A 12392-nucleotide genomic window follows, 5' to 3' on the forward strand; every position below is an offset into this window, starting at 1 on the left:
TCGAGAATAACAACGATGACTGACACATTCGAAATGACCGAGCTGGTCAGAGGCCTGCGCTTCAACTGCGCAAGCGATAACTCGCTGCTCAAGGCGATGGAGCTGGCCGGCAAGCGCTGCATTCCGGTGGGCTGCCGCGGCGGTGGCTGCGGTCTGTGCAAGGTCCATGTGATCAGCGGCGAGTTCAGCTGCGGGCCCATGAGCAAAAAACACGTAGACGAGGCATCGCGCCGCTGCGGACGGGTACTGGCCTGTCGGGTCTATCCGCGCAGTGACCTGAGCTTTGAATATCGGCCAGCACCCGAGCTGGCAGGCACCAACAACAATTCCAATGAGGTGATGTGATGAGAAAAGGTGTGATGCGTCCCGGTCACGTGCAGATCCGGGTACTGGATGCCGAAGCCGCCCTGAAACACTATCGCGACCTGGTCGGCCTGATTGAAACCGACCGCGACGAACAGGGCCGGATTTACCTGAAAGCCTGGACCGAGGTCGACAAATTCTCGCTGGTGCTCAATCCCTCCGATGAGCCCGGCATGGATTTCATGGGCTTCAAGGTGGTGGACGAGGCAACGCTGGTGCAGCTGGAGCAGGACCTGCTCGCCTGGGGCTGCCCAGTAGAGCATATTCCGGCCGGCGAGCTGCGCGGCTGTGGCCGCCGCATCCGCTTTGTCGCTCCCAGCGGGCACGCCTTTGAGCTCTATGCCGAGAAGGAATACACCGGCAAGTGGGGCGTCACCGAGGTTAACCCGGAGGCCTGGCCAATGGACCTCAAGGGCATGCGCGCGGTGCGTTTCGACCACTGCCTGATGTATGGCGATGAGCTGGCGGCCACCTACGATCTGTTCGTCAATGTGCTGGGGTTTTACCTGGCCGAGCAGGTGCTGGACGAGAACGGCGACCGCATCGCCCAGTTCCTCAGCATCTCGACCAAAGCGCATGACGTGGCTTTCATCATGCACCCCGAGAAAGGCAAGTTTCACCATGTTTCCTTCTTTCTGGAAAACTGGGAGGACGTGCTGCGCGCCGCCGACCTGATCAGCATGACCGATACCTCGATCGATATCGGCCCTACCCGCCACGGTCTGACCCACGGCAAGACCATCTATTTCTTCGACCCCTCCGGTAACCGTAATGAGGTGTTCTGCGGTGGCGACTACAACTACCCGGACCACAAACCGGTTACCTGGGCCGCTGCGGACCTAGGCAAGGCGATTTTCTACCACGACCGTCAGCTCAATGAGCGTTTTCTCACCGTACTGACCTGACCTTACCTATTTTGGCGGGAGCTGTTTAGCCATGAAAGAAATCAAGCATTACATCAACGGCGCGTACGTCGGCTCGGCCAGCGGTCGGCTGTTCGACAATATCAACCCGGCCAACGGCAGAGTGCTCAGCAAGGTGCACGAAGCCGGGCGCGAGGAAGTTGATGCCGCCGTGCGCGCAGCGCGGGCGGCGCTGAAAGGGCCTTGGGGAAAGATGTCGGTCGAGGAGCGCACGGCCATCCTGCACCGGGTTGCCGATGGCATCACCGCGCGCTTTGATGAGTTCCTCGAAGCCGAATGTCTGGACACCGGCAAGCCGCGTTCGTTGGCCAGCCATATCGACATTCCGCGTGGCGCCGCCAACTTCAAGGTATTCGCCGACCTGATCAAGAATGTTGCCGCCGAGGCATTCGAGATGGCAACGCCGGACGGTGCTGGTGCGCTCAACTACGCGGTTCGCCGGCCCAAGGGCGTGATCGGTGTGATCAGTCCTTGGAACCTGCCGCTGCTGCTGATGACCTGGAAGGTCGGCCCGGCATTGGCCTGCGGTAATACCGTGGTGGTCAAACCCTCCGAGGAAACGCCGACCACCACTGCGCTGCTGGGCGAGGTCATGCAGCAGGCCGGGGTGCCCGATGGGGTCTACAACGTGGTCCACGGTTTTGGTGGCAACTCGGCCGGCGCCTTCTTGACCGAGCATCCGGATGTGAACGCCTACACCTTCACCGGCGAGACCGGCACCGGCGAAACCATCATGAAGGCAGCCGCCAACGGCGTGCGTCAGGTGTCCCTTGAGCTGGGTGGCAAGAATGCCGGCATCGTGTTTGCCGACTGCGACATGGACAAGGCGATCGAGGGCACGCTGCGCTCGGCCTTTGCCAACTGCGGTCAGGTGTGTCTGGGCACCGAGCGTGTCTACGTTCAGCGGCCGATCTTCGACGAGTTTGTCGCGCGCCTGAAAGCCGGTGCCGAGCAGCTGGTGCTAGGCCCGCCGGACGATGCCACCAGCAATTTTGGTCCGCTGATCAGCCTTAAGCACCGTGAGAAGGTGCTGTCCTACTACCAGAAAGCCGTTGAGGACGGGGCCACCGTGATTACCGGCGGCGGTGTGCCGGACATGCCGGCAGAGCTGGCCCACGGCGCCTGGGTGCAGCCGACTATTTGGACCGACCTGAAGGATGACTCGGCCGTGGTAACCGAAGAGATCTTCGGCCCCTGTTGCCATATCCGCCCGTTTGACAGCGAAGAAGAAGCCGTGGCTCTGGCCAACAGCCTGCCCTACGGCCTGGCCTCGGCCGTCTGGACCGAAAACGTCACCCGTGCGCACCGGGTCGCCGGTCAGCTGGAGGCCGGCATCATCTGGGTAAACAGCTGGTTCCTGCGCGATCTGCGTACCGCCTTTGGTGGCAGCAAACAGTCGGGCATCGGGCGTGAGGGCGGGGTGCATTCGCTCGAGTTCTACACCGAAATGAAAAACATCTGCGTGAAGCTGTGAGGTGCTTATGAATGTGGCAGTAGAGAGTCCCGAGTTGGGCCGCAGCATCATCGCCGGCGGTTACCAGACCAATCTGCATGAGCATGGCAAAGGCTTCCCGCTGATGCTGATTCACGGCTCCGGGCCGGGCGTCACCGCCTGGGCCAACTGGCGTCTGGTGATGCCCGAGCTGGCCAAACAGCGCCGGGTCATTGCCCCCGACATGCTGGGCTTCGGTTACAGCGAGCGCCCGGCCAACCCGGATTATCAGCGCGATGTCTGGGTCGAGCATGCCATCGGCGTGCTCGATGCACTGGGCATCGAACAGGCTGATCTGGTGGGCAACTCTTTTGGCGGCGGTATCGCGCTGGCGCTCGCCATTCGCTATCCGCATCGAGTGCGCCGGCTGGTGCTGATGGGCAGCGTTGGCGTGAGCTTCCCGATTACCGACGGGCTGGATCGGGTCTGGGGCTATGAGCCGTCCTTCCAGACCATGCGCAGCCTGATGGATACCTTTGCCTACGACCGCGCGCTGGTCACCGACGAACTAGCCGAGCTGCGTTACCAGGCCAGTATCCGCCCCGGGTTCCAGGAATCCTTTGCGCAGATGTTCCCGGCGCCACGTCAGCGCTGGGTCGACGGCCTTGCCAGCAACGAGGCGGATATCCGCGCCGTGCAACACGAGACGCTGGTTATCCACGGGCGCGAGGATCAGGTCATCCCGTTGCAGGCCTCACTGCAGCTGGCGCAGCTGATTCCCAATGCCCAGTTGCATGTCTATGGCCATTGCGGCCACTGGACCCAGATCGAACATGCCGGTCGCTTTGCGCGGCTGGTGGAAGATTTTCTCAGCGAAGCCGACAGCGCTTCAGGAGCGAACTGATCATGGATCAGACTCAGATCAACCAGCTTGGCGACGAGCTGTACCAGGCAATGCTCAAGCGCGAGGCGGTCAGCCCGCTGACCAGTCGTGGCTTGGATATCAGCATCGACGATGCCTATCACATCTCGCTGCGCATGCTGCAGAACCGACTGGACGCCGGTGAGCGGGTGATCGGCAAGAAGATCGGCGTCACCAGCAAGGCGGTGCAGAACATGCTCAATGTGCACCAGCCCGATTTTGGCTACCTGACCGATGCCATGGTCTACAACAGCGGTGAAGCCATGCCGATCAGCGAAAAGCTGATGCAGCCGCGCGCCGAAGGCGAGATTGCCTTCATTCTCAAGCGCGACCTCACCGGCCCCGGGGTCACCAACGCCGATGTACTGGCGGCAACCGAATGCGTGATGCCGTGCTTCGAGATCGTCGATTCGCGTATCCAGGACTGGAAGATCGCGATTCAGGATACGGTCGCCGACAACGCCTCCTGCGGGCTGTTCGTGCTGGGTGATCAGGCGGTGTCGCCGCGCAAGGTCGATCTGGTGACCTGCGGCATGGTGGTGGAAAAGAACGGCCAGATCATCAGTACCGGCGCGGGCGCTGCAGCGCTGGGCTCACCGGTCAACTGCGTTGCCTGGCTGGCCAACACCCTGGGGCGTTTCGGTATTTCCCTGAAGGCCGGTGAGGTCATCCTGTCCGGCTCGCTGGTACCGCTTGAGCCGGTCAAGGCCGGTGATTTCATGCAGGTCAGCATTGGCGGTATGGGCACGGCCAGCGTGCGTTTCGTGTGACTCGACGGGCGTGGCCCCGCGGTCACGCCTGCACAGCGGATTATTCCCAGAGAGGGAAAAGACAATGAGCAAGAAACTGAAAGCTGCGATCATCGGCTCGGGCAACATCGGCACCGACCTGATGATCAAGATTTTGCGTAACAGTCAGCATATCGCCATGGGTGCCATGGTCGGTATCGACCCCGAATCCGATGGCCTGGCGCGTGCTGCGCGCATGGGCGTGGCCACCACCCACGAAGGGGTGGATGGGCTGGTCAAGATGCCGGAGTTTGCCGACATCGACTTTATCTTCGATGCCACTTCGGCCGGTGCCCACAGGCACAACGAAGTCTTTCTGCGCGGTCACAAGCCGGGCCTGCGCATCATCGATCTGACCCCGGCGGCCATCGGCCCCTACTGCGTGCCGGTCGTAAACCTGGAACAGAACATCAACGAGACCAACGTCAACATGGTCACCTGTGGCGGTCAGGCGACCATCCCGATGGTGGCTGCGGTCTCGCGTGTGGCCAAGGTGCACTACGGCGAAATCGTCGCTTCGATTTCCTCGAAGTCGGCCGGCCCGGGCACCCGCGCCAACATCGATGAGTTCACCGAAACCACCTCCAAGGCGATTGAAGTGATCGGCGGTGCCCGTCGCGGCAAGGCGATCATCATCATGAACCCGGCCGAGCCGCCGCTGATCATGCGCGATACCGTCTATGTGCTCAGTGAACTGGCCGATCAGGCCGCCGTTGAAGCCTCGGTCGAGGAAATGGTGCAGGCGGTCAACAGCTACGTGCCGGGTTACCGCCTCAAGCAGAAGGTGCAGTTCGACGTGATCCCGCCGGAGCAGCCGCTGAACGTACCGGGCCTCGGCCACCTGAGCGGGCTGAAAACCTCGATCTTCCTGGAAGTCGAAGGTGCCGCCCATTACCTGCCGGCCTACGCCGGAAACCTCGACATCATGACCTCTGCGGCGCTGGCGACCGCCGAGCGCATGGCGCAGTCGATGAACCTGGCCTGAGGACACGACCATGACATTCAATCCCGGCAAGAAACTCTATATCTCCGACGTCACCCTGCGTGACGGCAGCCATGCGATCCGCCACCAGTACTCGATCAAGAACGTGCAGGACATCGCCCGCGCTCTGGACAAGGCCAAGGTCGATTCCATCGAAGTGGCCCACGGTGACGGCCTGCAGGGCTCCAGCTTCAACTACGGCTTTGGTGCCCACACCGACCTGGAATGGATCGAGGCGGTAGCCGAAGTGATCACCCACTCGCAAATCGCCACCCTGCTGCTGCCCGGTATCGGTACTACCCATGACCTGGACAACGCCTACAGTGCCGGGGCACGCATCGTGCGGGTCGCCACGCACTGCACCGAGGCCGACGTCTCCAAGCAGCACATCGAGCATGCCCGCAAGCTGGGCATGGATACCGTCGGCTTTCTGATGATGAGCCACATGCAGACCCCGCAGGGGCTGGCGCAGCAGGCCAAGCTGATGGAGGACTACGGCGCCACCTGCCTGTATGTGGTCGACTCCGGCGGCGCCATGGGCATGCAGGATATCCGTGACCGCTTCCGCGCGCTCAAGGATGTGCTCAAGCCGGAAACCCAGACCGGTATGCACGCCCACCACAACCTGAGCCTGGGTGTCGCCAACTCGATTGCCGCAGTGGAAGAGGGCTGTGACCGCATCGACGCCAGCCTGGCCGGCATGGGCGCCGGCGCCGGCAACGCGCCGCTGGAAGTGTTCATCGCCGCCGCCGAACGGCTGGGCTGGGAACACGGTACCGACCTCTACACCCTGATGGACGCCGCCGATGACATCGTCCGCCCGCTGCAGGATCGCCCGGTGCGGGTTGACCGCGAAACCCTGGCGCTGGGCTATGCCGGCGTCTACTCCAGCTTCCTGCGTCACTCCGAGGTGGCGGCGCAGAAATACGGTCTGAAAACCGTCGACATCCTGGTCGAGCTGGGCAGGCGCCGCATGGTCGGCGGCCAGGAAGACATGATCGTGGATGTAGCACTGGATCTGCTGAAAAAACAGGAGCAGTCGGCATGAAAGAGCAGAAACGCACCCTGACGCCCGAGCAGGTACTGGCACTGGCCGAGCACATCGAGAACGCCGAGCTGCAGGCGCACGATATCCACAAGATCACCAACGACTACCCGCAGATGACCTTCGCCGATGCCTACGATATCCAGTGGGAAATCCGCCGGCGCAAGGAGGCTCGCGGCAACAAGGTCGTCGGCCTGAAGATGGGCCTGACCTCCTGGGCAAAAATGGCGCAGATGGGCGTGGAAACCCCGATCTACGGTTTCCTGGCCGACTATTTCAGTGTGCCCGACGGCGGCGTGGTGGACACCAGCAAGCTGATCCACCCGAAGATCGAGGCGGAAATCTCCTTTGTGACCAAGGCGCCGCTCAAGGGCCCGGGCTGCCACATCGGCGATGTGCTCGCAGCGACCGATTATGTGGTGCCGACGGTCGAGGTGATTGACTCGCGCTACGAGAACTTCAAGTTCGATCTGATCAGCGTGGTGGCCGACAACGCCTCGTCAACGCGCTTTATCACCGGTGGCATGATGGCCAACGTCGAAGACGTTGACCTGAAAAACGTTGGCGTTGTGGTGGAGAAGAACGGCGAAGTGGTTGATGTTGGTGCTGGCGCCGCGGTCCTCGGCCACCCGGCGTCGAGTGTCGCCATGCTGGCCAATCTGCTGGCCGAGCGCGGCGAACACATCCCGGCCGGCAGCTTCATCATGACCGGCGGCATCACCGCGGCCATTACCGTCGAAGCGGGCGATAATATCAGCGTCCGTTACCAGGGGCTGGGTAGCGTCACCTGCCGATTCATTTAAGGAGGATGCCATGCCGATTGCACAGATTCATATTCTGGAAGGGCGCAGCGACGAGCAGAAGGAAGCGCTGATTCGCGAAGTGAGCGAGGCCATTGTCCGGGCGCTGGATGCGCCCCTGCCGAGCGTCCGGGTGATCATCAGCGAAATGCCCAAGACACACTTCGGCATTGGTGGCGAGCCGGCCAGCAAGGTGCGTCGCTAGTGGCGTCAGCGCAAAGACCGCCCCTGCCCGTACTGTTTCTGTCCTGCCGGGAAGAACGGCAGGCAGATCCGGGCAGGGGGCCCTTGATGGCCCGGTTGCTTGCCTCTGGTGCAACGCCGGAGGCAGTGCTGTTTATCACGATTGCCGAGCAGGATGACAGGCTGCAACTGATCGGCAGCGGCACAGATGGCGAGCGCTTGTCCGCTCTGGCCGAAGGGCTTTCAAGCCGAGGCGTTTGCGCATCGGTGCAGCGCAGCGCCAGCTCACCGCTGGACCAGATTGCCGCAGAACTGTTTGGCGACTTCGCCGGCGAATGTATTGAGCTGCGGTTGGGCGCAACTTTTGAAGAGCCGGGTTACAGCGGTATTGGCCAGGCACTGAGCGACTGGCGCGAGAAAGGTACGCTGCTGGTATGCCTGGATCGCGTTGACGGGGGCCAGCGCCTGAAGTCGCTGTACGACTCCTCCTGGCTTGACCTGATGTCCTCGTGGATTGAACAACATCAGTGGCGTCAGGTTGTCACCGGATTCAACGCTGGCGGCGGTAGCGACCAGCCCGGAATCGGTACGCTTTGCCTGCTGCAGGCCGCCCTCGGATTGGCCGGCATGCGATTACCCGAGCGCCTCGTCGGCTTTGATCTGGACGACGCGCGCCGCGCGCTGGTTGGTTTCGGCTGGATGAGTTGATCAACGATTCTTGAGCGTTGCCAGAGGCAGGTCCAGACTTGGGCCGTCCCTGACGTCAAGTCTGACCCCAGCCCTTCTGCCGATGGAGAGAGAAACAACTTTCCATCGACCCTGATCGTTCAGACGCGCTGGTGTGGCTGCTTTCGGCCAGGATCGGACGGTTGACTAGTCACTTGATGGCCGACATTCGCGGTCAAACACTGCCATCTTGCAGTGGCCTTTGTATTCGAGATTGGAGAGTTCTTGAGTTGAACTATCGAGGTGGCTAACATCAACTGGCGGCGCCCGATTCAGCCCGCATCATTTATCGAGGTTTGGATGTTGGAGATTGCAGTAATCCGATAACCCGAACCCTGCACACGCAGGGGATTCAGGTTGTCGCGTTCACAAACAATTGCAGGCCACCAGCGGTGGTTTGCGTGTTTTGTTCGTCCTGATTGCTGCAAATGGATTTTCCACATGACTACGTCCAAGCCGAAGCAAGCGGCTCTTCATAAGCTTGCCCATGATTGCCACTCTACCGATGCATGCTGTGACTCAGGCTGTTCTGCGCCTGTCGCCTGCGATCGCCATAAGGATTTATCACCTCCTGACAGATATTGTCGTCACGGCGAGTCCATCGCCAGGGTGACTGCTGTTGATCGCGATCAGTACACCGTCAGGAATGCCGAGAGCGAAGTGCCTGCCAAGCTGACGGGCAAAGCCATCTACGCCAGCGCATCTTCTGTCGATCAGCCTTGCGTTGGTGATTGGGTGAGTGTCAGGTATCACGACTCCGGTGCCCATGCGAGCATCCTTGAGGTGCTGCCGCGCACGTCGTTTCTGCGGCGGAGAAAGCCTGGCGCCAAAGGTGAGTTCCAGATGATTGCCGTCAATATCGATTTGGCCTTCATTGTTCAGTCCTGCCACGTTGACTTCAATGTGCGAAGATTGGAGCGCTATCTGGTGATAACGAGTGAAGGGGGTATCGAGCCAGTGATACTGCTGACCAAGAGCGATTTGGTCAGTCCGGTTGAATTGGAGCAATTGATCTCGAGGATTCGCGACGCCGGGATAGGCGCCAGAGTCATCGCGCTGAGTAATGTCAGTGGCAATGGCGTTGACCAGGTTCGCGAACTGATTGAGCCAGGTAAAACCTGCTGTCTGCTCGGCTCATCCGGCGTAGGCAAGACAACGCTCATCAATTCTCTGGTCGGTGACTGCGATCTGACTACCAGCGCAGTCAGCGCTTCCGGCGAGGGCAGACATACCACCACCCGGCGCCAGCTTATCGTGCTTGAGCAAGGTGGGTCTTTGATCGACATGCCTGGTATGCGCGAATTGGGGATGCTTGGCGTCAGTGAAGGTATCGACGACAGCTTCAGTGATATCCGGGCGTATTCGCACAAATGTCGGTTTGCCGACTGTACGCATACCAGCGAACCGGGCTGCGCCATTCGGGAGGGCATCGCTAACGAGGAGTTGGACCCTGAGCATTTCCAAAATTATCTCAAGCTCAAGAAGGAATCCGAGTTTCACGAGATGTCGAATCTTGAAAAACGCAGGAAGGACAGGGCGTTTGGAAAGTTCGTGCGTTCCGTCAAGAAAGGCAAGGGAAAGCAGGACAGGTATTAGGGTCAGGATAGAAGAAGGGGGCTACCGGGAAAGCGTTTTCTTCAAGGGAAAATGGCGCACTCGGCGGGATTCGAACCCACGACCCCTGCCTTCGGAGGGCAGTATCGCCTAAATGTATTAAAAGGCACTACGCGGCATTAGTCAATAAATATGTGGTATTTCAGTGGTATGGCATATCTTTAATCAGATTTAGAGGGGGCAATCGGGGTGGATTAACGCATGTTTAGGCTGTGATTGGTGATGGAGTGGGCACAATTTATGGGGCAATTTACCTGCGGTATTGAATGATTTTGAGTATCGCCTAAAATGATGGCTCATCCTAGTCACAGACTGTGAGACCCTCCTCGCATGGCGACCTACACAAGGCTTAAGCTGAGCTCGCTCTATCCCCATCCGGTGATAACGGAGTCGGTGAACGACTCGTTGAATATCCATGAAGACGACCGTTTCGATGAGCTCAGCGATGAGGTGCTTGAGGTCTTGCAGCAGGTGCGGCCGGCCCATGTCGTGCCGGCAAGCTCAAAGAAAAAATACATGGTTTTTGCGGGATGGCAGCTTTTTTATGAACTGCGTCGGCGTGGCAAGTCAACAGTTTATGCAGTGATTCATACCACTCCCCCGCCAAACCTGGGAGAGTGGTCGGCTATAGCTGAGCTGGGTCTGTCTAGCGCCGCTCTCGCCAAGACGCATGGTCCTGAGAGTGCCTATCCTTTACTGAGCCGGAATAGATGGCTGTGGGAAAAAGCATTTATAGGTAACCTTCCTCGTACACCAACTAAAGCACTTGAGCGTTTGTGCGGGATTTCAAGGTCTGCAGCGCAAAGGATATCAGCGCCAAAAACTCCGGATCACGAGCCAAGCATGCTTCAAAAGCTGCTCGACATAGGTCCTGAGGGTGGTCAGAGGTGATCCACAACTTATTTGGCAAAAGTCATGATGACAACACACTGAAAATCCTCTGCCAGTTGTCAAACCTCATCCTGCAAGATTTCGCCGAGAACTCAGCTAATGGTTCAGAGCTTAGGAGCATCGCACAGGGATATGTCACTGAAAAGCCACGTATCGATCGGACCATTGCGGATAATAATTCACGACTGATCTTAGAAGACCTACGCGCCAGGAGAAAAATTTCTGAGTCTCAATCTGAGGCGTTTTTATGCATCAGGCCAGAGTCACCCCAGCTGAGAAATCTTCAGGGACTGATTTTACTCAGCGCTCTTGAGCACGCGCAAATGTTCAGCGATCCAGAACGCCCCCGGCATGCGATGATGCAGTTTCGTCTCCTTTATGAGGACCGGACTAAGGCCAGGCGCAGGGGCACCGCAGAAATTGATAGATTTCTGTCTGCCGGCTGGGGGACGGATAAGGAGTTCCTGGCGAAGTTAGAGGCTTTTTTTGATGAGTTAACTAAGGCGAGTTCGGAGTTTGAGGACTATGCCAAGCAAAGATTGCTGCCAGTCAGGCGCATTATTAAAGACTGCCTGGAAAAACACGTTGGCAACAAGCGGACATACAGGAACGATGATTCTGAAGGCCGTTCGCCGCCTGACGGTCAGCTAGAAGCTGATCATGAGAAGAAGCCCGAACCAAGCTCCACTGAAAATTCGGATGAAGATCTAGGTGATTTTCCAGAGCCTCTACCTGCTCTTGATGCACATCAGGTGCAGATGCGGGATGTGACAGAGACCGAAGACTCTCCTGCTTATATGGAGCTATCGCTCGAGCCGATTTTTTCAGAAATCACACAAGAGCCATCCGAGCAACGTGTAGATAATCAGGCGCCGGGAGCCTTCATTGCGACACAGGCTGAAAGCAACGCTCCTGCGAGCCTGCGCAGATCTTTCGCTCTCAATGCTGTGCGGGCGGAAAGCGTCGCCGGAAGCATGGAGCGCCGAGAAAAGAGGTTGATATGCCTGACTAACAGGCTAACCAGATTTGAAATCAAGATCCTGCTATCAGAGCTTAGAGACCGGATGGAGCGGAGTGACGCGGCATATGTCCTGTATCTGGCCCTTGCAACTGGCCGCAGGCCCACGAAGTTGCTGGAAGCAAGCCAGTTGCATGCCATTCGTGATATGCAAAGACCTGGAAATGGGTTTTTTTTCGATAAGGACGAAATTTATTGGCTCTATATTCACGAGCTACCGGCGCATGCATTGCCTGGTAACCAGAGGAAACTGCTAGATCAGCAAAAAACACCTGTCGTGTTTCCGGTGCCATGCAGTCAGCAGGCCATAAGACCGCTTCCTGATACGAATGCTAAGGAGTTGGAGCTACAGGCTGAAGAGCTACTCAGGGAAATCAACAAGTCGAATGCTACCAGGCTTTCTGTGGGGAAGATCGCTGATCACCTGCCAAATTTTCTACATCATCAAGGAGTTGATGATGTTCTGATCGCATTGATCACGGGAAATCCGGATATTCAGCAAGCTGGGCTGTACTACACCCAGTTTGACAGTATTTCCATCTACAAGGCCTATAAAATCTTCCGGGAAGAGGAGTTAGGGAAACGCTGCACAAATCAGCCCTCTGCCTGATTACGCAGCCCTGAGTATAATCACCAGACACTGCCACTACCTCAGCCAAGCCACCCGATGAAGCAGATCACCTTCGCCCAAGCCGAGCATCAGAA

Annotated in this window: 13 protein-coding genes; all 13 read left to right on the forward strand. The window is 58.7% G+C overall.

The genetic code is table 11. The features are described 5' to 3' along the window. Positions 1–15 precede the first annotated feature (15 nt). The 13 genes from AC13EY_RS18955 (at position 16) to AC13EY_RS19015 (ending at position 12297) form a co-directional block, all read left to right on the forward strand. Positions 16–345 (forward strand): 2Fe-2S iron-sulfur cluster-binding protein, encoded by a 330-nt coding sequence (locus AC13EY_RS18955; RefSeq protein ID WP_083727634.1) that lies wholly within the window; start codon positions 16–18, stop codon positions 343–345. Continuing rightward, a complete protein-coding gene (locus AC13EY_RS18960; RefSeq protein WP_335598845.1) occupies positions 345–1268 on the forward strand; it encodes a catechol 2,3-dioxygenase in 924 nt (307 codons plus the stop codon). Before AC13EY_RS18955 ends, AC13EY_RS18960 begins: the two co-directional genes overlap by 1 nt. A 31-nt stretch (positions 1269–1299) precedes the next feature. Then, positions 1300–2760, forward strand: a complete 1461-nt coding sequence (locus AC13EY_RS18965) for a 2-hydroxymuconic semialdehyde dehydrogenase (protein ID WP_482877060.1) — start codon at positions 1300–1302, stop codon at positions 2758–2760. Between the two features lie 7 nt (positions 2761–2767). Next, positions 2768–3622: an alpha/beta fold hydrolase gene (locus AC13EY_RS18970; protein ID WP_335598846.1), complete on the forward strand. Its 855-nt coding sequence runs from the start codon at positions 2768–2770 to the stop codon at positions 3620–3622. Between the two features lie 2 nt (positions 3623–3624). Then, positions 3625–4410 carry a 2-oxopent-4-enoate hydratase gene (gene dmpE / locus AC13EY_RS18975; RefSeq protein WP_335598847.1) on the forward strand — a complete coding sequence of 262 codons (786 nt, stop codon included), beginning with the start codon at positions 3625–3627 and terminating at the stop codon, positions 4408–4410. Positions 4411–4474: 64 nt separating this feature from the next. Further along, positions 4475–5413, forward strand: a complete 939-nt coding sequence (locus AC13EY_RS18980; RefSeq protein WP_233048740.1) for an acetaldehyde dehydrogenase (acetylating) — start codon at positions 4475–4477, stop codon at positions 5411–5413. Between the two features lie 10 nt (positions 5414–5423). Beyond that, positions 5424–6458, forward strand: coding sequence for a 4-hydroxy-2-oxovalerate aldolase (dmpG, locus tag AC13EY_RS18985; RefSeq protein ID WP_088277035.1), 1035 nt, complete (start codon positions 5424–5426; stop codon positions 6456–6458). Continuing rightward, a complete protein-coding gene (dmpH, locus tag AC13EY_RS18990) occupies positions 6455–7258 on the forward strand; it encodes a 2-oxo-3-hexenedioate decarboxylase (RefSeq protein WP_233048741.1) in 804 nt (267 codons plus the stop codon). Before dmpG ends, dmpH begins: the two co-directional genes overlap by 4 nt. A gap of 10 nt (positions 7259–7268) precedes the next feature. Further along, positions 7269–7460, forward strand: a complete 192-nt coding sequence (locus tag AC13EY_RS18995; RefSeq protein ID WP_233048742.1) for a 2-hydroxymuconate tautomerase — start codon at positions 7269–7271, stop codon at positions 7458–7460. An 86-nt stretch (positions 7461–7546) separates the two neighbouring features. Beyond that, positions 7547–8146, forward strand: a complete 600-nt coding sequence (locus AC13EY_RS19000) for a hypothetical protein (RefSeq protein WP_482877056.1) — start codon at positions 7547–7549, stop codon at positions 8144–8146. A 459-nt stretch (positions 8147–8605) separates the two neighbouring features. Beyond that, positions 8606–9760, forward strand: coding sequence for a ribosome small subunit-dependent GTPase A (rsgA, locus tag AC13EY_RS19005; protein WP_233048744.1), 1155 nt, complete (start codon positions 8606–8608; stop codon positions 9758–9760). 411 nt (positions 9761–10171) lie between these two features. After that, complete coding sequence (locus AC13EY_RS19010; protein ID WP_482890434.1) at positions 10172–10669, forward strand: hypothetical protein; 498 nt, start codon at positions 10172–10174, stop codon at positions 10667–10669. Beyond that, positions 10666–12297 (forward strand): hypothetical protein, encoded by a 1632-nt coding sequence (locus AC13EY_RS19015; protein ID WP_482877052.1) that lies wholly within the window; start codon positions 10666–10668, stop codon positions 12295–12297. The genes AC13EY_RS19010 and AC13EY_RS19015 overlap by 4 nt, the downstream gene beginning before the upstream one ends. Positions 12298–12392 lie beyond the last annotated feature (95 nt).

The sequence above is a fragment of the Halopseudomonas sp. L-58 genome (assembly GCF_056859475.1).

Excerpts from the sequence above, each read along its gene's own strand:
- dmpE (WP_335598847.1), top strand. The coding sequence starts at position 3,625 with ATGGATCAGACTCAGATCAACCAGCTTGGCGACGAGCTGTACCAGGCA.
- AC13EY_RS18970 (WP_335598846.1), top strand. The coding sequence starts at position 2,768 with ATGAATGTGGCAGTAGAGAGTCCCGAGTTGGGCCGCAGCATCATCGCC.
- AC13EY_RS18955 (WP_083727634.1), top strand. The coding sequence starts at position 16 with ATGACTGACACATTCGAAATGACCGAGCTGGTCAGAGGCCTGCGCTTC.
- AC13EY_RS18995 (WP_233048742.1), top strand. The coding sequence starts at position 7,269 with ATGCCGATTGCACAGATTCATATTCTGGAAGGGCGCAGCGACGAGCAG.
- AC13EY_RS18960 (WP_335598845.1), top strand. The coding sequence starts at position 345 with ATGAGAAAAGGTGTGATGCGTCCCGGTCACGTGCAGATCCGGGTACTG.
- dmpH (WP_233048741.1), top strand. The coding sequence starts at position 6,455 with ATGAAAGAGCAGAAACGCACCCTGACGCCCGAGCAGGTACTGGCACTG.
- AC13EY_RS18965 (WP_482877060.1), top strand. The coding sequence starts at position 1,300 with ATGAAAGAAATCAAGCATTACATCAACGGCGCGTACGTCGGCTCGGCC.
- AC13EY_RS19000 (WP_482877056.1), top strand. The coding sequence starts at position 7,547 with ATGGCCCGGTTGCTTGCCTCTGGTGCAACGCCGGAGGCAGTGCTGTTT.
- AC13EY_RS18980 (WP_233048740.1), top strand. The coding sequence starts at position 4,475 with ATGAGCAAGAAACTGAAAGCTGCGATCATCGGCTCGGGCAACATCGGC.
- rsgA (WP_233048744.1), top strand. The coding sequence starts at position 8,606 with ATGACTACGTCCAAGCCGAAGCAAGCGGCTCTTCATAAGCTTGCCCAT.
- dmpG (WP_088277035.1), top strand. The coding sequence starts at position 5,424 with ATGACATTCAATCCCGGCAAGAAACTCTATATCTCCGACGTCACCCTG.